This window comes from Mucilaginibacter segetis (assembly GCF_016522075.1).
Taxonomy (GTDB): domain Bacteria; phylum Bacteroidota; class Bacteroidia; order Sphingobacteriales; family Sphingobacteriaceae; genus Mucilaginibacter; species Mucilaginibacter segetis.
The window spans coordinates 486,095-507,476 of the sequence record NZ_JAEHFW010000001.1; the positions used below are offsets into that span (position 1 = coordinate 486,095).

The 21,382-nt window shown below is 39.0% G+C and carries 21 protein-coding genes; 12 read left to right on the forward strand and 9 right to left on the reverse strand.

Annotation, left to right across the window (positions count from 1 at the left end; translation table 11 throughout):
- The first annotated feature begins 31 nt into the window (after positions 1-31).
- The 4 genes from rpoC to rfbA all read left to right on the forward strand — a co-directional run bounded on the left by rpoC (position 32) and on the right by rfbA (position 6,496).
- Positions 32-4,318, forward strand: coding sequence for a DNA-directed RNA polymerase subunit beta' (rpoC, locus tag I5M19_RS02340; RefSeq protein WP_200063631.1), 4,287 nt, complete (start codon positions 32-34; stop codon positions 4,316-4,318).
- Positions 4,319-4,392: 74 nt separating this feature from the next.
- Entirely contained in the window at positions 4,393-4,704 is a 312-nt protein-coding gene (locus tag I5M19_RS02345) for a DUF3467 domain-containing protein (protein ID WP_200063633.1), read from the forward strand.
- Between the two features lie 69 nt (positions 4,705-4,773).
- Positions 4,774-5,628, forward strand: a complete 855-nt coding sequence (rfbD, locus tag I5M19_RS02350; RefSeq protein ID WP_200063635.1) for a dTDP-4-dehydrorhamnose reductase — start codon at positions 4,774-4,776, stop codon at positions 5,626-5,628.
- Between the two features lie 4 nt (positions 5,629-5,632).
- Entirely contained in the window at positions 5,633-6,496 is an 864-nt protein-coding gene (gene rfbA / locus I5M19_RS02355; protein ID WP_200063637.1) for a glucose-1-phosphate thymidylyltransferase RfbA, read from the forward strand.
- On the opposite strand, the gene miaA is transcribed toward rfbA, so the two are convergent.
- The 6 genes from miaA to I5M19_RS02385 form a co-directional block, all read right to left on the reverse strand.
- Positions 6,486-7,418 (reverse strand): tRNA (adenosine(37)-N6)-dimethylallyltransferase MiaA, encoded by a 933-nt coding sequence (miaA, locus tag I5M19_RS02360; RefSeq protein ID WP_200063639.1) that lies wholly within the window; start codon positions 7,416-7,418, stop codon positions 6,486-6,488. The two genes, rfbA and miaA, sit on opposite strands and share 11 nt — an antisense overlap.
- A 68-nt stretch (positions 7,419-7,486) precedes the next feature.
- Positions 7,487-8,119 (reverse strand): IS1096 element passenger TnpR family protein, encoded by a 633-nt coding sequence (locus tag I5M19_RS02365; RefSeq protein WP_200063641.1) that lies wholly within the window; start codon positions 8,117-8,119, stop codon positions 7,487-7,489.
- Positions 8,120-8,155: 36 nt separating this feature from the next.
- Complete coding sequence (locus I5M19_RS02370; RefSeq protein WP_200063643.1) at positions 8,156-9,568, reverse strand: CCA tRNA nucleotidyltransferase; 1,413 nt, start codon at positions 9,566-9,568, stop codon at positions 8,156-8,158.
- A gap of 53 nt (positions 9,569-9,621) precedes the next feature.
- Positions 9,622-10,188 carry an L-threonylcarbamoyladenylate synthase gene (locus I5M19_RS02375; protein ID WP_200066075.1) on the reverse strand — a complete coding sequence of 189 codons (567 nt, stop codon included), beginning with the start codon at positions 10,186-10,188 and terminating at the stop codon, positions 9,622-9,624.
- Positions 10,181-11,170: a glycosyltransferase family 9 protein gene (locus I5M19_RS02380; protein WP_200063645.1), complete on the reverse strand. Its 990-nt coding sequence runs from the start codon at positions 11,168-11,170 to the stop codon at positions 10,181-10,183. The genes I5M19_RS02375 and I5M19_RS02380 overlap by 8 nt, the downstream gene beginning before the upstream one ends.
- 85 nt (positions 11,171-11,255) lie before the next feature.
- The gene (locus I5M19_RS02385) at positions 11,256-12,071 is read right to left on the reverse strand and encodes a 2,3,4,5-tetrahydropyridine-2,6-dicarboxylate N-succinyltransferase (RefSeq protein ID WP_200063647.1); all 816 of its coding nucleotides are present in this window, start codon (positions 12,069-12,071) and stop codon (positions 11,256-11,258) included.
- 71 nt (positions 12,072-12,142) lie between these two features.
- Here I5M19_RS02385 and I5M19_RS02390 point away from each other — a divergent pair, with 71 nt between their 5' ends.
- The 5 genes from I5M19_RS02390 to kdsA all read left to right on the forward strand — a co-directional run bounded on the left by I5M19_RS02390 (position 12,143) and on the right by kdsA (position 16,466).
- Complete coding sequence (locus I5M19_RS02390; protein WP_200063649.1) at positions 12,143-12,535, forward strand: RNA-binding S4 domain-containing protein; 393 nt, start codon at positions 12,143-12,145, stop codon at positions 12,533-12,535.
- A 97-nt stretch (positions 12,536-12,632) separates the two neighbouring features.
- Positions 12,633-13,928, forward strand: a complete 1,296-nt coding sequence (locus I5M19_RS02395) for a nucleotide sugar dehydrogenase (RefSeq protein WP_200063652.1) — start codon at positions 12,633-12,635, stop codon at positions 13,926-13,928.
- 80 nt (positions 13,929-14,008) lie between these two features.
- Positions 14,009-14,944 carry a KpsF/GutQ family sugar-phosphate isomerase gene (locus tag I5M19_RS02400; protein WP_200063653.1) on the forward strand — a complete coding sequence of 312 codons (936 nt, stop codon included), beginning with the start codon at positions 14,009-14,011 and terminating at the stop codon, positions 14,942-14,944.
- A 15-nt stretch (positions 14,945-14,959) separates the two neighbouring features.
- Positions 14,960-15,700: a 3-deoxy-manno-octulosonate cytidylyltransferase gene (gene kdsB, locus I5M19_RS02405; protein ID WP_200063655.1), complete on the forward strand. Its 741-nt coding sequence runs from the start codon at positions 14,960-14,962 to the stop codon at positions 15,698-15,700.
- Entirely contained in the window at positions 15,687-16,466 is a 780-nt protein-coding gene (kdsA, locus tag I5M19_RS02410; protein WP_200063657.1) for a 3-deoxy-8-phosphooctulonate synthase, read from the forward strand. Before kdsB ends, kdsA begins: the two co-directional genes overlap by 14 nt.
- On the opposite strand, the gene I5M19_RS02415 is transcribed toward kdsA, so the two are convergent.
- Both I5M19_RS02415 and I5M19_RS02420 read right to left on the reverse strand, forming a co-directional pair.
- Entirely contained in the window at positions 16,463-16,942 is a 480-nt protein-coding gene (locus I5M19_RS02415) for a nucleoside deaminase (protein WP_200063659.1), read from the reverse strand. The two genes, kdsA and I5M19_RS02415, sit on opposite strands and share 4 nt — an antisense overlap.
- 101 nt (positions 16,943-17,043) lie before the next feature.
- On the reverse strand, positions 17,044-17,631 hold the full coding sequence (locus tag I5M19_RS02420) for an OmpH family outer membrane protein (RefSeq protein WP_235985747.1): 588 nt from the start codon (positions 17,629-17,631) through the stop codon (positions 17,044-17,046).
- Between the two features lie 171 nt (positions 17,632-17,802).
- Here I5M19_RS02420 and gyrB point away from each other — a divergent pair, with 171 nt between their 5' ends.
- The 3 genes from gyrB to I5M19_RS02435 all read left to right on the forward strand — a co-directional run bounded on the left by gyrB (position 17,803) and on the right by I5M19_RS02435 (position 20,881).
- Positions 17,803-19,761, forward strand: coding sequence for a DNA topoisomerase (ATP-hydrolyzing) subunit B (gene gyrB, locus I5M19_RS02425; protein WP_200063663.1), 1,959 nt, complete (start codon positions 17,803-17,805; stop codon positions 19,759-19,761).
- A gap of 128 nt (positions 19,762-19,889) precedes the next feature.
- The gene (locus I5M19_RS02430) at positions 19,890-20,228 is read left to right on the forward strand and encodes a PadR family transcriptional regulator (RefSeq protein WP_200063665.1); all 339 of its coding nucleotides are present in this window, start codon (positions 19,890-19,892) and stop codon (positions 20,226-20,228) included.
- Complete coding sequence (locus I5M19_RS02435; RefSeq protein WP_200063667.1) at positions 20,225-20,881, forward strand: hypothetical protein; 657 nt, start codon at positions 20,225-20,227, stop codon at positions 20,879-20,881. Before I5M19_RS02430 ends, I5M19_RS02435 begins: the two co-directional genes overlap by 4 nt.
- Before the next feature lie 7 nt (positions 20,882-20,888).
- Here the strand turns inward: I5M19_RS02435 and I5M19_RS02440 are convergent, their stop codons facing one another.
- Positions 20,889-21,320, reverse strand: a complete 432-nt coding sequence (locus I5M19_RS02440; RefSeq protein WP_200063669.1) for an aspartyl protease family protein — start codon at positions 21,318-21,320, stop codon at positions 20,889-20,891.
- Positions 21,321-21,382 lie beyond the last annotated feature (62 nt).

Sequence of the window (21,382 nt, forward strand, 5' to 3'; positions counted from 1 at the left end):
CATTGCAACAACTTTAAAAACAAAGGAGACTATGTCTTACAAAAAGGATAATAAAATCAAAAGTAATTTCACCACAATTACTATCAGTTTAGCTTCTCCGGAATCTATATTGGAGCGCTCAAGCGGTGAAGTTTTGAAACCTGAAACCATCAACTACCGTACTTATAAGCCGGAACGTGATGGTTTATTTTGCGAACGCATTTTCGGTCCGGTAAAGGATTATGAATGCCATTGCGGTAAATACAAACGTATCCGTTATAAAGGAATAGTTTGCGACCGTTGCGGTGTTGAAGTAACCGAGAAGAAAGTGCGTCGTGAGCGTATGGGACACATTAATTTAGTAGTTCCTGTTGCTCACATCTGGTATTTCCGCTCGTTACCAAATAAAATTGGTTACCTGTTAGGTTTACCAACTAAAAGACTGGATCTTATCATTTATTATGAAAGATATGTAGTTATACAACCGGGCGTTAAAGAAGCTGACGGGATTTCTAAGATGGATTTCCTGACAGAAGAAGAATACCTGGATATTTTGGATACGCTTCCAAAAGAAAACCAATATCTGGACGATAAAGATCCGCAGAAATTTGTGGCTAAAATGGGTGCCGAAGCTTTAGAAGATCTTTTAAAGCGTTTGGATCTTGATGAATTGTCATACAACTTACGCCATCAGGCTGCTAACGAAACATCTCAGCAACGTAAAAACGAAGCTTTAAAACGCTTACAGGTTGTTGAGGCTTTCCGTGATGCCAGAAACAGAATTGAAAATAATCCGGAGTGGATGATCGTTAAGATCGTTCCGGTTATACCTCCTGAATTACGTCCGTTAGTACCATTAGAAGGTGGCCGTTTCGCCACATCCGATCTTAACGACTTATATCGTCGTGTAATTATCCGTAACAACCGTCTAAAACGTTTGATCGAGATAAAAGCACCGGAGGTTATTTTACGTAACGAAAAACGTATGCTGCAGGAAGCTGTGGATTCGTTATTCGATAACTCACGTAAAGTAAATGCTGTTAAAACAGAAGGTAACCGTGCATTAAAATCACTTTCAGATATTCTGAAAGGTAAGCAAGGCCGTTTCCGCCAGAACTTATTAGGTAAACGTGTTGATTATTCTGCACGTTCGGTAATTGTTGTTGGCCCTAACCTTAAACTGCATGAGTGCGGTTTACCAAAAGACATGGCTGCTGAACTGTTTAAACCGTTTATCATTCGTAAGATGATAGAGCGGGGTATTGTTAAAACAGTAAAATCAGCTAAAAAGATAGTTGACCGTAAAGACCCATTAGTTTGGGATATTCTGGAAAATGTATTAAAAGGTCACCCGGTATTATTAAACCGTGCACCTACGTTACACCGTTTAGGTATACAATCTTTCCAGCCTAAATTGGTAGAAGGTAAAGCTATACAATTACACCCGTTAACCTGTACCGCGTTCAACGCTGACTTTGACGGTGACCAGATGGCTGTGCACGTACCACTTGGTAATGCAGCGATTTTGGAAGCCCAGGTATTGATGCTTGCGTCACACAATATTCTTAATCCGGCTAACGGAACTCCTATTACCGTTCCTTCGCAGGATATGGTGCTTGGGTTATATTATATAACCAAAGGCCGTAAAACTGATGCAGAACGTGTAGTAAAAGGTGAAGGACTAACTTTCTATTCGGCAGAAGAAGTAATCATCGCTTATAACGAGAAAAAACTTGATCTGCATGCCTTTATTAAGGTTAAAGCATTAGTGAAAGAGAAGGATGGTAGCATAGTAAGTAAAATTATTGATACCACAGTTGGTCGTGTATTATTTAACCAGCACGTGCCGGTAGAGGTTGGATATATCAATGAATTATTGACCAAAAAATCACTCCGTGATATTATTGGCGAGATAGTTAAAATAACTGGTATGGCTCGCGCTGCCCAATTCCTTGATGATATTAAGGAATTAGGATTTAAAATGGCGTTCCAGGGTGGTTTATCATTTAACCTGAAGGATATCAATATTCCTGATGAAAAAGTTACACTGATAGAAACTGCTTCTAAACAGGTTGAAGAGGTAATGAATAACTATAACATGGGTTTCATTACCAACAACGAGCGTTATAACCAGATCATTGATATTTGGACCCGTATCAACAACCGCTTAACCGCGAATGTGATGGAGATTTTATCAACAGATAATCAGGGTTTCAACTCTGTATATATGATGCTTGATTCAGGTGCTCGTGGTTCTAAAGAGCAGATCCGTCAGCTTGCAGGTATGCGTGGTTTGATGGCTAAGCCTCAAAAATCGGGTTCAGGCGGAGAGATTATTGAAAACCCGATCCTTTCAAACTTTAAGGAAGGTCTGTCGGTATTAGAGTACTTTATATCTACCCACGGTGCACGTAAAGGTTTGGCCGATACCGCGCTAAAAACAGCGGATGCGGGTTATCTTACCCGTCGTTTACATGATGTGGCACAAGATATGATTGTAGGTGAAGTAGATTGCGGAACTTTAAGAGGTATATATACTACTGCACTTAAGGATAACGAGGATATAGTAGAGCCGTTATATGACCGTATTCTAGGTCGTACTACCCTCCACGATGTTCATGATCCTATCACCAATGAATTATTGGTTTCTGCAGGCGAGGATATTACTGAAGAGATTGCTGCAAATATCGAGAATTCGCCACTGGAAGGTATTGAAATACGTTCCGTATTAACTTGTGAAAGTAAACGTGGCGTATGTGCACTATGCTATGGCCGTAACCTTGCAAGCGGTAAACGCGTGCAAAAAGGAGAAGCTGTAGGTGTAATAGCCGCACAGTCAATTGGTGAGCCGGGTACGCAGTTAACATTACGTACATTCCACGTGGGTGGTACAGCTTCAAATATTGCTGCTGAATCGCAGATAAACGCTCGGTTCGATGGTATCATTGAGTATGAGAACGTACGTACGGTTGATTATAAAAACGAGGAAGGTGATGTACAGGTTGTGTTAGGCCGTTCCGGAGAATTCCGCATTGTTGAGCCTGGTACAAACAAAGTGATCGTTACTAATAATATTCCTTACGGTTCATATTTGTATATTAAAGATGGCAGCAAAGTAACAAAAGGTGATCGTATATGTTCATGGGATCCGTACAATGCTGTTATTATATCTGAATTTGCGGGAACAACTCAGTTTGAAGCTGTATTAGAAGGTATTACATTCCGTGAAGAATCTGACGAACAGACCGGACACCGCGAAAAGGTTATTATTGATACCAGGGATAAAACTAAAAACCCTGTTATACAAATAGTTGATTCAAAAGGAAACGTTATTAAAGGATACAATATTCCGGTAGGCGCACACATCGCAGTTGACGAAGGTGACAAGTTGCAAACCGGACAGGTTATAGCTAAAATACCTCGTTCAACAGGTAAAACGCGTGATATTACCGGTGGTTTACCGCGTGTAACAGAATTATTTGAAGCACGTAACCCATCTAACCCTGCTGTAGTAACAGAGATTGATGGTGTGGTAACCTTGGGTGGTATAAAACGTGGTAACCGCGAAATAACTATAGAATCAAGAGACGGTCAGGTTAAAAAATACCTTGTTCCTTTATCTAAACACATTCTTGTACAGGATAATGACTTTGTTAGAGCAGGTATGCCATTGTCTGATGGTTCTATCTCTCCGGCAGATATCCTTGCTATTAAAGGTCCTGCAGCTGTACAAGAGTATCTGGTAAATGGTATACAGGAAGTTTACCGTTTACAGGGTGTAAAAATAAATGATAAGCATTTTGAGGTGATTGTTCACCAAATGATGCAAAAGGTTGCTATTGAAGATGCAGGTGATACCCGTTTCTTGGAAAGAGAAGCAGTTAACAGTTGGGATTTCATGATGGAAAATGATGAGATGTTTGATAAAAAGGTAGTTACCGATCCGGGTGATTCTACTTCGTTAAAATCTGGTCAAATCATATCCTTAAGAAAACTACGGGACGAAAACTCTATTTTGAAACGTAAAGATTTGAAATTGGTTGAGGTAAGGGATGCTATAGCGGCAACTTCAAGCCCGATGTTGCAAGGTATTACCCGTGCATCGTTAGGAACCAAATCATTTATCTCTGCAGCATCATTCCAGGAAACTACCAAAGTATTGAATGAGGCTGCCATAGCAGGTAAAAAGGATAATATGCTTGGCCTTAAAGAAAACGTTATTGTTGGTCACCTTATTCCATCCGGAACAGGTTTACGTGAATATGAAAATATCCGCGTAGGTTCTCAGGAAGAGTTCGATCGTCTGATGGCGTCAAAATCTGAAGAAGTAGAAGCTTAATTAGATTTTTTTAAATACTTTTGCGGAGCCTTTTATGAAAATAAAAGGCTTCGCTATTTTTATAATTGCAGAAAATGGAAGAACAACAGGAGAATCAATTAAATATCGAGCTTTCTGAGGAAATAGCAGAAGGTACATACGCCAATCTGGCTATAATTACACACTCAAGTTCAGAATTTGTGCTTGATTTTATACGTGTTATGCCAGGAATTCCTAAGGCAAAAGTAAAATCAAGAATAATATTGACACCGGAACATGCCAAAAGATTATTATCAGCTTTGCAAGATAATATTGAAAAATTCGAAGCAGTAAACGGCCGTATAAAAATAGGTAATGAGACAAGTGGTTTTCCAATGAATTTTGGAGGAACAATGGGCCAAGCCTGATTTTACAAACATCTTTAATAGTAATTCGTTACAGGAAGAGTTATTACTGAAACGTATTAAAAATCTATAATGAGTAAAACCCTTGTTTTTGGCGCTTCGGGCCAGTTAGGTCAGTGTTTTAAAAAGATAGCGGAGGAAAAAAGTATTGATTCTTTGCTATTTCCATCAGAAGAAGAAGCTAACATATTAGATATAGGTCTGTTAGATAAACTTTTTATTAATAATAAGCCGGATTATTGTATAAATTGTGCTGCCTATACTGCAGTTGATAAAGCTGAAAGTGATGAGCAAGCTGCATATAAAGTAAACAAAACCGGAGTTGAAAACTTAAGTAAATTGTGTGATAAATATAACACAACACTTATTCATATATCTACTGATTTCGTTTTCAATGGCGACAAACCTTCGCCACTTAATGAAGAGGACGAAACGTCCCCAATTAGTGTTTACGGCCAAACCAAACTTGATGGCGAACAAATTATACCGGAGATCATAAAGCAATTTTTTATAATCAGAACAGGGTGGCTGTATTCTGAATATGGTAATAATTTCGTTAAAACCATGCTTAAACTTGGTGCAGAGCGGGATGTTTTAAAAATTATTGCCGATCAGATTGGTACGCCTACCTATGCTATGGATTTGGCTGATTGCATAATTAATATTATATCCTCCGGAGAATCGGCATATGGTATTTACCATTATAGTAATGAGGGGGTGGCGTCATGGTATGATTTTTCAAAGGCGATATTCGATATTTCGAAAACAGATGTGAAAGTATTACCAATACCTACAAGTGACTATGTTACGCCAGCAAAGCGCCCGGCATACTCCGTTATGGATAAATCCAAAGTGAAAAGAACATTTAGTATAGAAATTCCTTATTGGCGTGATAGCCTTAAGGTGTGTATTAGCAAATTGAAATAAGTATATGAAAGGAATAATATTAGCAGGTGGATCAGGTACAAGGCTTTATCCTATTACCAAGGCAATTAGCAAACAATTAATGCCTATTTATGATAAGCCAATGATCTATTATCCTTTATCGGTATTGATGCTTGCCGGTATACGCGAGGTGTTGATCATAACCACTCCTGAGGATAATCCGGGATTTGTACGTTTATTAGGTAATGGGGAGGATCTGGGTTGCAAATTTGAATATGCTATACAGGAAAAACCTAACGGGTTGGCTCAGGCTTTTGTTATAGGCGAAAAATTTATTGGAAATGATAAGGTAGCACTGATTTTAGGGGATAACATATTTTATGGATCTGGTTTTAGCCGACTTATACAAAGCTTTAATAATATTGATGGAGCGGCTATTTTTGCGTATCCGGTTGCCGATCCCGAACGTTACGGTGTGGTAGAGTTTGATGATAATTTTAAAGCTGTTTCCATAGAAGAAAAACCGTTGAAACCGAAATCAAACTATGCGGTGCCGGGTTTGTATTTTTACGACCATACAGTAGTGGAGATAGCTAAAAATATTGCTCCTTCTTCTCGTGGAGAATATGAAATTACCGATGTAAATAAGGTTTATCTGGAAAAGGGAACTTTAAATGTTGGCGTTATGGATAGGGGAACTGCCTGGTTAGATACCGGTACATTCGATTCCCTTAGCGATGCTTCAGAATTTGTTCGGGTGATTGAAAAGCGACAAACAAAAAAAATCGGTTGTATTGAAGAGGTTGCTTATTTAATGGGTTATATAAACGATGATCAACTAAAAGTGCTGGTTTCAAAGTATATAAAAAGTGGTTACGGGGCTTATTTAGAAGCGCTTCTTAATGAGTAGTATCTCTGCCAGCTAAAGCTAAAAGCTTATCGGTGAAATCTGTATCAGTAGGATTAAGCCATATGATGTCTTTATCTTTACGGAACCAGGTGAGCTGCCTTTTTGCAAAGCGACGCGTGTTTTGTTTAATAGTATCAATAGCTTTATTTAAGGTGCTTTGGTCATCTAAATAATCAAATATTTCACTATATCCTACAGTATGAAGAGCATTTAAGTGGCGATAAGGAAGCAGCGACTTCACTTCTTCTACCAAACCCTGTCTTACCATTTCATCAACACGATTGTTAATACGATCGTAGAGTAAAGCCCTTGACATATTAAGCCCCAATTTTTTTATTTTAAAAGGCCTCTGGTTGATTTGGGCAGTACGATAATACGATATTGGCTTACCCGAACTTTCATAAACCTCAATAGCTCTTATTACGCGCTGAGGGTTATTTATGTCAACTTCATTATAATATACCGGGTCAATTATTTTTAATTGCTCCTGCAGAGCGGAAAGGCCTTTTTCAGTTAACTTATTGTTTAGACGTTCGCGAATATTTTGTTCTGCTGGCGGAAGGTCATCAAAACCTTCGCAAACCGCTTTTATATATAGACCGGAACCACCTGCTAATATAACCTTATCATGAGTTTTAAAAAGTTCATTGAGTAAAAGCAGGCATCGTTTTTCAAAATCACCCACCGAAAAGGATTCTGTAACTGAATGTGAATTTATAAAATAATGTTGAGCCTCTGCCAGTTCATTTGGGGTAGGTTTAGCTGTCCCAATACACATTTCACGATAGAATTGTCTGGAATCAGCAGATACCACTACTGTATTGAAATGCTTTGCTAATTTAATGGCTGCTGCAGTTTTACCTGATGCAGTTGGCCCTGCTATTACTATCAGCGTATGTTGATCAGTTGAAGTGTTTAGCATATCATAGTTTATGATAACAGCAATATAGCCAATAAGTAATTGTAAGCCATGATAATGCTGTTAACTAACTAATAATCGTCGCCCGATTTATCATCATCTTCAAATTCGTCATCTCCGAAACCGAAATCGTCTTCATCCTCTTCGTCCTTTTTTTCTTCTTCAGGTTCATCAACTGCTTCAGATACTTCCGAGAATTCGTCCGCATCTTCGGGGTTGTAGCCCATTTCGTTTAAAAAGTCAAAATCTTCTTCTGAAGCTGCAGCTGCTACAGCCGGATTAAACACGTTTCCAAACTGTTTTGGTGGATCGCCAACGGATCTTACTACCGCAGGGTAAGTAGTGCCGGGAGTATCTTCAAGGATGATCTTCATTAACTCCACATGGAAATCAAAAGGTCTTTCGAAATTAAAGGTATAATAAAATTTTTGGTGCGGGTCATCAATAAAACTACTCAGTTTTATTTTTTCCATCAGTGATACTCCTCTGTCTATCCTTTTTTGATTAGGCAGATAAGTGATCTCCTCACCTTTCATCCATTGGTCGTTACTAATATAAAAGGATGAGGAATATTCAGGATTGTAACCTGTGGCCTGATGTATCGCCTGGTGAAGATCCAAAAATGTCTGATTAGATTTTATATCTATATCCCGTGAAACGTCGTCATAATCTTCAAAAGTAACCCGGAACCTGTATAATGCCATTTTTAGTAGATTTTGTCAAAAATAATAATGTTTTATTTAATTTGTGTCTGCAACAACTTTCAAGCCAATTTCTGTTCCTTTTATAATTGTATAGTGAATTGCTGCTTCTCTTGAGTTAGGTATTTCTCCTTCCAATATTGCTTCGCGTATTTTGTTCTTAATTATACCCACTTCGCGTCCTTCTCCTATGCCAAATAACTGCATAATGTCAGTGCCTGTTACCGGCGGCTGCCAGTTACGTATGTTATCCCGCTCCTCCACATCTTTAAGTTTTTGTTTTACCAGTTCAAAATTTTGCCGGTACTTTTTTACTTTGTATTCATTTTTTGTAGTAACGTCTGCTTTACATAACAACATTAAATCATCTATTTCATTCCCGGCCTCAAACAATAGCCGCCGTACAGCAGAATCGGTAACTATATTTTGCGATAATACAATTGGCCGCAAATGAAGCTGTACCAGCTTTTGCACCAGTTTCATCTTATCATTTAGCGGAAGCTTTAATTGGGCAAATATCTTAGGAACCATACGCGCTCCCTTATCTTCATGACCATGAAAGGTCCAGCCATGGCCAGGTTCAAAACGCTTTGTAGGCGGTTTAGCTATGTCATGTAAAATAGCGGCCCAGCGCACCCAAAGATCATTTGTATCGTCGCAAATATTATCCAACACCTGCAGTGTGTGATAAAAATTATCCTTATGTCCTTTTCCGTTGATGATATCAACCCCGTATAAAGCCGCCATCTGTGGAAATATGATATGCAGCAAGCTGGTGTCAAACAAATAATTAAATCCAATAGAAGGTTTAGATGAAAGTATGATCCTATTTAGCTCATCTGTAATACGCTCCTGAGATACAATTTTAATACGGCTTAAATTACTTTTAATTGCCAGGATAGCTTCATCATCTATCCGGAAGTTTAATTGCGTAGCAAAACGAATTGCCCTCATCATTCTTAAGGGATCATCGGAAAAAGTTTCAACCGGATTAAGCGGCGTTCGGATGAGTTTTTGCTCCATATCCTGCAAACCGTTAAAAGGATCTATTAATGCGCCAAAATTATCGGGATGCAAGGCTATAGCAAGTGCATTTATAGTGAAATCCCGGCGTTTTTGGTCGTCTTCAAGTGTGCCGTTTTCTACAATAGGTTTTCTTGAATCCGAACGATACGATTCCTTACGTGCGCCAACAAACTCTACTTCAATATCCTGATAACGGAGCATTGCAGTACCGAAATTTTTAAAAACTGCTACCTTGACATTTAGTTCTGCGCCTATAGTTTCGGCAAAAGCAATACCATTACCTAACACAACAATATCAATATCTTTTGAAGGCCTGCTCAAAAAAATATCACGTACATATCCACCAATTGCATAAACTTCAATATTTTGTTTAGCCGCAATTTTGGATATGATGTTGAATATAGGATGTTGCAGGTGTTGTTTCATAAATAACACTGATCAGCTTATCAGGAATTCGGCAAATTTAAAGATATTAAAATTTAACGGCGAATAAATTCAAAAGTGCCGTTTGGGTTAAGCCGCATTATAGTTGAGGGCTTTTTTGCTTCAGTACTATGCTGATCAATATCTACCACATAATCTACGCCATTTATAATTTCCTGGTCTATTTTAGAGAAGTACTGCGGCGAAGCGTGGCCGCTTATATTAGCAGATGTAGATACGAGCGGCTTGCGTAAACGTTGTATAAGCTGCTGGCAAAATGGATGGGAGCTTACCCTTATACCTACACTTCCGTCTGCAGCTATTAACGCGGGTGATATATTGCGCGCACCCGGCATTACCAAAGTAAGTGGATTTTCAGCGAATTCTATCAGATCGTAAGCAATATCCGGAACTTCGGTAATATAACTTTGCAGTTTATTATCGGTATCCAGCAAAATGATCATGCTCTTACTTTCTTCGCGCTGTTTTAACTGGTAAATCTTTTTTACAGCATCAGTATTTGTGGCGTCACAGCCAATACCCCAAATAGTATCAGTAGGGTATAGTATCATTCCGCCTGCCTGCACAATTTCAAGTGCTTTGTTTACTTCGTCTTTAAGTATCATTTAGCTGCAAACTTAACGCTTTTATTATTTTATATTCATCTAATAATTCCATACATTTTGGACTATCGTATAATTTGCAAGTGTTGCGCACACAGGGTTCACACGTTAATCCGCCGTACCGTATAATTGTTAGTCCTTTTTTATTGTAGGGAGCCGTATTGTTTTCATTACCTGCACCAAATAAAACTACAGTGGGCGTACCCAGGCTGTTGCTCAAATGTGCAGGTCCCGAATCAGTAGTTAAGACAGCCCTGCTTCCGGCAGTTAAGTTAACTAACTTGGCCAAGTCTGTTTTGCCGACATAATTTTCTATTCTATTATCGTAATTTAAGCCATTTATGATCTCATTAACATAAACAGCTTCCTTTTTTGAGCCTATCAAAATAAATGAAATTTCACTAAAAGCAGTCAACAAGCTATTCAGAATGCTTCGGGCTTTTAACACAGGCATCCGGCGAGAAGTTGCTTCGGAATTAAAGTTAACAACTACATGATCGGCCTTGGCTTGTAAGTTGATTAGATGCTGCAATCTTACCTCTTTGTTTGTGACCGGCTTGCCGGTGAATTGCTCCAACAGGTATAAGTATTCATCAACCCGGTGTATGCCCTGTGGTTTCTTATAAGAATGGGTAAGTAAAAAATTGCCGCCTTCTTTATTAAACCCGATACGTTGTTCTACTTTGGTAGCCCGAGCCATAACAGCCGACGACAAGGAATGCGGAAGGTTAAAAAAAACATTGTATCGTTCAGCACGAAGTGCCTTGCCAAAACGATAAACTCCGGTTAAGCCGCTGAATTCTTGTTTAGAGAAAGAATGGATTTTATTTATACCAGGGATAAATTTGCCAATACCGGTTAACTCTTTTTTTAGGATAACATCAATAATAGCATCGGGATAAGTCTGCTTTACGGCGTTGATGAAAGCGGTACTCATTACCACATCACCAAGCCAGTTCGGCAATCTTATCAATATCGTCATACTTAAGCTGATCAGTGAGCAAACAAAAGAGCAGATAATTACTAAAAACAGTAAATTATCTGCTCTTTAATAAGTAATCAATAGTTTATACCGATACGTTATTTTCGCGCAGGGCATCGTTTAACGATGTTTTTTTATCGGTTGATTCTTTACGTGTTCCAATAATCAACGCGCACGGAACCTGATATTCACCTGCCGGGAATTTCTTAGTGTAAGAGCCGGGTATTACTACCGAACGGGCAGGTACACGGCCTTTATACTCAAACGGCACACCACGTGTTACGTCAATAATTTTAGTTGATGCTGTTAAAACTACATTGGCGCCTAATACAACTTCTGATTCTACGTGTACGCCCTCAACAACAATAGCACGTGATCCAATAAAACAGTTGTCTTCGATAATTACAGGTGCAGCCTGTACTGGTTCCAAAACACCACCTATACCTACACCACCGCTTAAATGTACATTTTTACCAATTTGCGCACATGAGCCAACTGTCGCCCATGTATCAACCATTGTGCCTTCATCTACATAAGCGCCAATATTTACATAAGATGGCATCATGATAACACCCTTTGCTAAATGGGCGCCGTAACGTGCAATTGCATGTGGCACTACACGTACACCATTTTGCTTATAATCAGTTTTAAGTTTCATTTTATCGTGAAATACAAACGGCCCAACTTTAATTTCACTCATTTCTCTTATCGGGAAATATAAAATAACAGCTTTTTTTATCCAGTCATTAGTGTGCCAGCGGTTACCAATGGGCTCAGCTACACGTATCTCACCTTTATCAAGGCGGTCAATAACAGTTTCAATTGCGTTAGAGTATTCGTTGAAATTAATCAGATTCCTGTCTTCCCAGGCCTCTTCTATAAGTTTTTTCAGGTCTTGCATTAGTAAAATATAACTTTTTGGCAAATTAAAGGAATTTTAAGGAGATTTGTTTGAATTGTACCGATAGAATTATGCCTGAGAAAGAAAAACTGAGAATAGATAAATATTTGTGGGCCATACGCATATTTAAAACGCGCACACTGGCATCTGATGCTTGCAAAGCCGGGAGGGTTAAGTTAGATGGTAAAAATATTAAGCCATCGCACGAGGTGAGAATAAATGAAATATATCACATATCAAAAGGGATTGAACGCAAGGTGATAAGGGTTACAGGTTTGTTAGAGAGCCGTACCGATGCTAAAACTGCCATTAATTTTTATGAAGATAATACACCAGTCGAGCAAACGCAGGCATTTAAATCTATGTTTCATGCGCCTATATTAAAACGCGACAGGGGAGCAGGGCGCCCAACAAAACGTGACAGGCGCGAGATAGACGGATTAAAAGACGACTTTTTTGAATAAAGCGGCATTGCTGTTAAGTTGATAATTATAGTTTATTTTTGAACTTTTTAAGGCCTGTTTAGTTTCAATAGGTAATTAAAAGTTTGAAGCTGTTTAAATGAAAGAAAATTACCCTGTCACAGATAAAAAGATCGCGATAATTGGATTAGGATATGTTGGTTTGCCACTGGCTATTGAGTTTGCAAAAAAATATAAGGTTTTAGGTTTTGATACCAATACCATACGCATAACCGAACTTAGTAAAGGAGAGGACAAAACACAGGAAGCGAACATCAACGATTTGCACGAGGTATTACAACAAAGCAAGTATAACGGTCTTTCATTTTCATCAAATGTAAAAGATTTGTGTACGTGTAGTATCTTTATAGTTACCGTACCAACACCTATAGATCAGTTTAAAGCGCCCGACCTTGGGCCGCTGCTTAAAGCGTCGGAGATGCTGGGTTCAATTTTAAAGGTTGGCGATCTGGTTATATATGAATCTACCGTATATCCCGGTTGCACAGAGGAAGATTGTGTACCTGTATTGGAAAAATCATCGGGATTAAAATTTAACGTCGATTTCTTTGCGGGATATTCGCCCGAACGCATCAATCCCGGTGATAAGATCAATACACTTACTAAAATAAAAAAGGTAACCAGCGGCTCTACTCCGGCTATTGCTCAACAGGTTGATGATCTGTACACTTCAATAATTACAGCGGGTACGCATAAGGCCCCAAGTATAAAAGTTGCCGAAGCATCTAAAGCTATTGAGAATGCCCAGCGTGATGTTAATATATCATTTGTGAATGAACTGGCGCTGATATTTGACCGTATGGGAATTGATACTAACGATGTGCTGGATGCGGCCGGTACCAAATGGAATTTTTTAAAATATAAGCCCGGTTTGGTAGGGGGCCATTGTATAGGAGTAGATCCGTATTACCTGGCTCATAAAGCCGAAGCATTAGGTTATCACCCGCAGGTTATTTTATCGGGCAGGCGTGTTAACGATGTAATGGGAGAGTTTGTTGCAGGCAAGATCATTAAGTTATTGGTGGCAAAAGGGCATGATATCAATACAGCCAATGCGCTTATATTGGGAATAACATTTAAAGAAAATTGCTCTGATGTCCGTAATAGCAAAGTAGCGGATATTTATAATGAACTTAAGCAATTCGGTGTAAAAGTAGACCTCTATGATCCCTGGGCCGATGCTGAAAAAGTTAAAGAGCAGTATTTTATTGATATGATAAAAAACATAGACCAAAAGTACGATGCCATAGTTTTGGCAGTAGCTCATGCTGAATTTGCCTCATTAGACATAAAAAGTATTGTAAAAGGGGAAAGCTCTGTTATATATGATACTAAAGCATTTTTAGACCGTTCTATAGTAGATGGACGGTTATAGTTAAGGTACATGTTCTGCCGGTTAGTTGATTTTAAGTATAATTGCATACTCAAATAATATATACCGAGCTATAATAGCTTATGAAAAGAATTGCCCAAAAAGTATTTGACATAGAAATTGAATCGTTACAGCATGTTGCAGCAATGATTGACGAGCAATTTGATAGGGCTGTAACTGCTATTCTGCACGCTAAAGGTAAATTGCTGGTTTGCGGCATGGGTAAATCCGGGCATATAGGCCGGAAAATTTCCGCCACATTTACCAGTACAGGCACGCCAAGCTTTTTTATGCATCCTTCTGAAGCCTTTCATGGCGATCTGGGGATGATAAGTGCCGAGGATGTGGTTATCATTATATCCTATTCGGGCGAAACAGAAGAGGTATTAAAAGTTGTCCCTTTTTTAAAATGGAATAAGAATACGGTTATCGCCATAACCGGAAACCCTGACTCAACGCTTGCCAAAAACGCTACCTGCCATTTAAGTATCGCTATAAAACAGGAGGCTTGCCCTTTAGAGCTTGCACCAACCTCATCAACCACAGCTGCGCTGGTGATGGGTGATGCCCTTGCTGTTGCTTTAATGACAGAGCGGAACTTTAGTCCGGATGATTTTGCGCGTTTTCACCCTGGGGGTACTTTAGGTCGCAAATTATTGGTAAGGGTGAAAGATCTGATGCGTACTGATGCACTGCCATTTATTGAAGCCGATGCTTCTTTTACGCAACTAATTATTCGAATGTCTGAAGGTAAATTGGGTATGGTGATCGTAGGTAACAGTGATAAAGTTGTAGGTGTAATTACAGACGGCGACCTGCGCAGGGGGCTGGTAAAACATCCCGATATACAGCAATTACCTATAACTGCTATGATGAACAATGATCCGATTAAGGTTAACGAAGAGGAACTGGTTTATGACGCTGAATTATTAATGCTGGAACGGAAAATAACCACTTTATTGATAAAAAACACTGATGACTGTATAGTAGGAGTTTATCAGATATTCAATCAGGTTTAAAGCAGTTACAAGTAAATGAAAGCGATAATTGTTATACCCGCCCGTTTAAGATCGACCCGTTTACCAGATAAGGTGATACTGGATCTGGCCGGAAAGCCGGTTATTCAGTGGGTGTACGAAGCTTGTTTACGATCAAAACTGCATCAGGAAGTATGGATTGCTGCCGATAGCAAAAAGGTATTTGATATATGCCGTGAGTTCACTGCCAATGTAATAATGACCGACCCCGACCACCCGAGCGGTACAGACCGTATTGCTGAGGTAGCGGCCAATATTCCTTGTGACATGGTAATAAACGTACAAGGGGATGAGCCTTTTTTTGATGCTACCATAGTTGATAGGCTGATAAGCGCCCTGCAGACGGGTAGCGAAGTAATGGCAAGTGTTTGCGCCCCTATACAAACCATTGATGAACTGAATAATCCAAATTTGGTTAAGGTAGTAACCGATATTAACAATAATGCGGTTTACTTTTCACGGTTTGCTATTCCCTACGCACGCGATTGGGAGATAGAGGATGTTACTGCATACAAAAAACACATGGGCGTTTATGTGTACCGTGCCGATTTTTTGGCTGACTTTGTTAAACTGCCGGTATCTTTTTTAGAAGCTACTGAAAAACTGGAACAATTAAGAGCAATAGAGAACGGCTATAAAATAAAAATGATTGAAGTAGAAGATTTCGAAAAAGGGATAGATACGCCCGAAGATTTGGAAGCCGCAATAAAAAAATTAACAGATAATGGCACTATATAAAGATTTTATTGATAAACCCTTTTTTATCATCGGCCCCTGCGTAATGGAAAACCAGGAGCTTTTGTACACTGTAGCGGAAAAGGTAGCTGATATTAAAAGCCGGTATCCGGTGACGGTTGTATTCAAATCGTCATTTGATAAGGCTAACCGTACAAGCATAAAAGCGTATCGTGGTCCGGGTATTGAAAGGGGGATGGAAATGCTGAATAAAGTAAAAGAGCAGTTCGAGCTTGATGTTACAACGGATATTCACGAACCTTTCCAGGCTAAAATAGCTGCAGAAGTGGTTGATATATTACAGATCCCGGCATTTTTATGCCGCCAAACCGATCTGCTGGTTGCCGCCGCGCAAACCAATAAGATAGTGAACATTAAAAAGGCACAGTTCCTGTCTGGTCAGGATATGTTTTATCCTGCCCAAAAGGTAAAAGAAGCGGGGAATGACCAGGTTATTTTAACAGAGCGTGGCAATTCTTTCGGTTATAATAACCTGGTGGTAGATTTCAGGAACATTTTAGACATGAAAGAATTTGGATATCCCGTTTGTATGGATTGCACCCATTCCGTACAAAGACCTGGTGGAGCGGGCGGTAAAACTGGTGGTGATAGAAAATTTGTGCCCAATATGGCGCATGCTGCTAAAGCATTTGGTGCAAATGGTTATTTTATAGAAACACATCCTGACCCCGATCATGCTTTAAGCGACGGGCCGAATATGCTTTATCTTAGTGATCTGGAAGAATTAATAAAATCGCTTATTGCTTAATAGTCTGTTTTATTTTCGGATGTTTCCCACAATTTAAAGGCGGACTGTGCCTCGTTTCGCAATAATTGAACAAACGGCATTTTGCGTTTATTCATGGGCAGTTCCAACTCATCGTATATGAAATGATCATCGAATCCTATAGCGGCGGCATCCGCTTTGGTATTCGCGTAATATATCTTATCAATACGCGCCCAGTAAATTGCGCCCAGGCACATAGGGCATGGCTCGCAACTTGTATAAATTTCGCATCCTTCTAAATTATATGTCCCCAGTTCTTGGCATGCCAGCCTTATCGCCGAAATTTCTGCATGAGCCGTCGGGTCGTTTTGTGGTACCACTTTGTTGGCACTACGTGCCACTACCATACCCTCTTTAACTATTACGGCGCCGAAAGGGCCACCCATACCCTGCTCTACATTGTGCTGAGATAGCTCAATGGCCATGCGCATAAATTTTTCTTCTCCCTTGTTGTCCATATTAATTACAATAAAAAACCCCAACTTTTAGCTGAGGTTTTGTTTATAGCTGTTTTTGTTGATGAAGGCAGGTTATATCAACACCTCCGTTCTCTCAACAATTATTTCTTTTCTTTTGCGTAATCGTCGTTAAGCCTTTTTATAACATCTGCTGTAACGTCCAAATTAGGATCGCCATAAAGCATATTGGTATTGCCTTTTTGGAAGGTTAACACCATTTTATAGCCTTTTTCTTTTGCATAAGCCTTAGTAAACTCCACCAATTTATCGTATAATTTACTTTGTTCTGTAAACTGCTCGTTTTGTAATTGAGCGCCGGCGTTTTGCTGATATTGCTGAAACTCCTGACCTTTACGTTGCAAACGTTGTTCAGTGGTAGCACGCTGATCAGCACTTAAATTACCAGCATTTTTCTGATATTCTGCTACTTCGCGCTGAATAGCCTGCTGGCGTGAGTTTACGTCATTTTGAGCGCTTTTGCCTTTAGCCTCCAAACGTTTGTTCATATCTTTAATATACTCGTATTTGGCAATTATAGAATCCTGGTTAATAAATACGATCTCCGGTTTGGCCGATGAAGCTGCAACGGTAGCTACTGCTTTTTCGCCACCTTTATTTTGATTGCAGGCAGCAAGTCCTGCGGCAATTGACAATACTAATATTGATTTTGTAACAATTGAAATCTTCATTTTCATTCTTATTGGTCTAAAATATTTTTTTGACAAATATAAACTTTAGCTACAAGTTTCCTAACTCTTATATTGGATGTTTATTAACGTCATATTTATCCACATTGGTGTAAACATGCTTTAATTGTCCTTTAAAAATCGTATTTTTGAAGGTTACTGTTTTATTAAAATATGAGCGAAGAAAATCAGGATAAATCAAATTATTCAGCGGATAATATACAGGTTTTAGAAGGGTTAGAGGCCGTACGTAAAAGGCCTTCCATGTACATAGGAGATACAGGCGTAAAAGGCTTGCATCACTTGGTTTACGAGGTAGTTGACAACTCTATTGACGAGGCGCTTGCCGGTCACTGTGATACCATAAACGTAGTAATTCAAAAAGATAATTCTATAAAGGTATCTGATAATGGTCGTGGTATACCTACCGCTATTCATACTAAAGAAAAAAGATCGGCATTAGAGGTTGTAATGACCGTTTTACACGCCGGCGGTAAATTCGATAAAGATACCTACAAAGTATCAGGCGGTTTACACGGTGTGGGGGTAAGTTGCGTAAATGCTTTGTCAACACACCTTACTGCTTTAGTTTATCGTGAGGGTAAGATTTGGACACAAGAGTATGAACGTGGTAAGCCTTTGTTTGATGTAAAAACTATAGGTGAAACGGAAAATAGGGGTACAACCATTATTTTTAAACCAGATCCCGAAATATTTACCCTTACAACAGAATATAAGCACGAAACCCTTGCCGGTCGTTTACGCGAACTTGCATTCCTGAACAAGGGAATACGCCTTACATTAACTGATGAGCGCGAAGTAAATGAAGATGGCACTCATCCAACAGATGAATTTTTTTCAGAAGGTGGTTTGCGTGAATTTGTAAAATATTTGGATGGTACACGTTTACCTATTATTCCCGAACCAATATATGTTGATGGTAATAAACAGGGCATACCTGTTGAACTTGCTTTGCAGTATAACGATACGTATAGCGAGAATGTTCACTCGTATGTAAATAACATTAATACCATTGAGGGCGGTACGCACGTTGCAGGTTTTCGCCGTGGGCTAACCCGTACTTTAAAGGCATATGCAGACAAATCCGGTTTGCTGAAAAATGTAAAAGTAGAAATAGCCGGAGATGACTTCCGTGAAGGATTAACAGCAGTGATATCTGTTAAAGTTGCTGAGCCTCAGTTTGAGGGGCAAACCAAAACCAAGTTGGGTAACAATGAGGTTATGGGTGCTGTAGATATGGCTGTTGGTGAAATTTTAGGTAATTACCTGGAAGAGAATCCGCGCGAAGCGAAGATGATCGTTAATAAGGTGATACTTGCTGCTACCGCCCGTGCAGCTGCCCGCAAGGCACGTGAAATGGTACAGCGTAAAAGCGTAATGAGTGGTTCAGGTTTGCCCGGTAAATTATCGGATTGTGCAAACAGTGACCCGGCTTTATGTGAATTATTTCTTGTTGAGGGGGATTCGGCGGGAGGTACTGCCAAACAAGGCCGCGATCGTGAATTTCAGGCTATATTGCCGTTAAGGGGTAAGATACTTAACGTGGAAAAAGCTATGGAGCACAAGATATACGAGAACGAGGAAATAAAAAATATGTTCACGGGCCTTGGTGTTAGCATAGGTACGCCAGACGACGATAAAGCATTAAACTTAACTAAACTTCGTTATCATAAAATTGTGATAATGACGGATGCTGACGTTGACGGTTCGCACATCACTACGCTCATATTAACCTTCTTCTTCCGATATATGAAAGAATTGGTGGAGTATGGATATGTGTATATAGCGTCGCCACCTTTGTATCAGGTTAAAAAAGGAAAGGAAAGTGAGTATTGCTGGACAGATGCGCAGCGTGATATAGCAGTGCAACGCCTGAAAGGTGCCGGTAAAGAAGAAAGTGTAGGTATACAGCGTTACAAAGGTTTGGGAGAAATGAACGCCGAACAACTTTGGGATACTACTATGAATCCGGCTAACCGCACACTACGTAGGGTGAGTATTGAAAATGCCGCAGAGTGTGATCATACCTTCTCTATGTTAATGGGAGATGAAGTAGCTCCTCGCCGTGAATTTATAGAGAAGAATGCTAAGTATGCCCGTATAGATACATAAGTAATTTTGTTCAATTAGTAAAAGCCTTGCATTTTGCAGGGCTTTTTTTATAAAAAAAAATCCACATACACTTTTTAAATTATATACATAAATTTGTTATGTATATAATTATTTATATATTTATAGCCATGAACGCCAATCCATTATTAAAGGGAACTCTGCAGACCATTATTTTAAAGCTATTAGAAGATAATACAGAAATGTACGGTTACGAAATAACTCAAAAGGTTAAACAGGCATCTGCCGGGGAAATAATGCTAACTGAAGGCGCTTTATATCCTGCCCTGCATAAATTGGAGGCCGAAGGGTTTTTAGAAACATTTACGCAGGTGGTGGATAACCGCGTACGCAAATATTATCGTTTAACTGAGGAGGGCGGCAAAGAGGTTACCAGTAAATTGAAGGAAGCGCAAGGTTTTATAGAACAACTACAAACTATATTGAATTTAAAAACGGCAGCAAAATGAAACCGGACAAAAAACAACTTAAATTTTTACAGGACTATCTGCAAAGAAAATTAACTTATAGGGAAACATTTGAAGAGATCTATGATCATATTTTGTCTGCTATAGAACAATTGCCCCAGCAGATACAATTTGAAGTAGCTGTAAATAAAATACTACAAACTGATTTTGGAGGATACGATAACCTGGGTAAGGTAGAAATGGCAAGTAAAAAAGCGTTGGTTAAAGAGAGTTTTAAAAAATTCACTGTGCTTTTTACTGCTTACTTTAAATTTCCGTACGTGCTTTATACAGGTGGCTTTTTTGTACTGGTGTATTACTTAGCATCGCATGTGAAACTTGAGCCTATGCTTTTAGAAGGAATATTTGCTTTATCTATAGTTTTTCCGGGTATAGTAACATTAATAAGATTGTATTATACAGGCTACACATTTTTGTCTACAAAGAAGTCTGCCCGCGACAGGTTATTTAATAATCTTGGCGGTATCCCTGTACGAATATTTGTGCTGATTAACCTTTTTATATTTGGTACCCCATTGGGTTGGATAGCAACCGGAGCTATTGGTATATCAATTTTACTGACTTTAGCATTGGTTTATAATTTCGCCTTCTATAAACTTTATAAAGCGGAATTTAAAATGAGCATAACAACATAGCAACTGTTCAGGTAAGCAGTAAAACCTGTTTATCATAATCAATAACCGCTTTATATTTCATTAATATATCGCTTCCCAACACACCTAATACTTCGGGGTGCCCCATTTGTTCATAGGCTATATTAATTGTGGACAGGTCAAGAACGGCTACTTCAAGTTCGGGTATAAGCAGGTCGCCCAACCATATATTAGGTATAATAGCGGTAGATGATAACATTGTGTTGGTACCCAACCCGGTAGATAAACATTCACTTGCTTCTATTAAAGCATTCTCATTAGCCTGTAGCAATAAAGTATGGTCAAATGCGGTTCTTGAAGCGCCTGTATCTAATACCACTTTAAAATGTTGCTTAAAAATAACAATATCCAATAACGGATGATAACCATCATCATGAAGATCAATAATGTGCAGAGGTATTGATATGGTTGTTTTAGTCATTTAAGTAAATAGTTTTTTCCTGATTTTACTACAGATAAGAACGAACATTCAGGATAAATTAA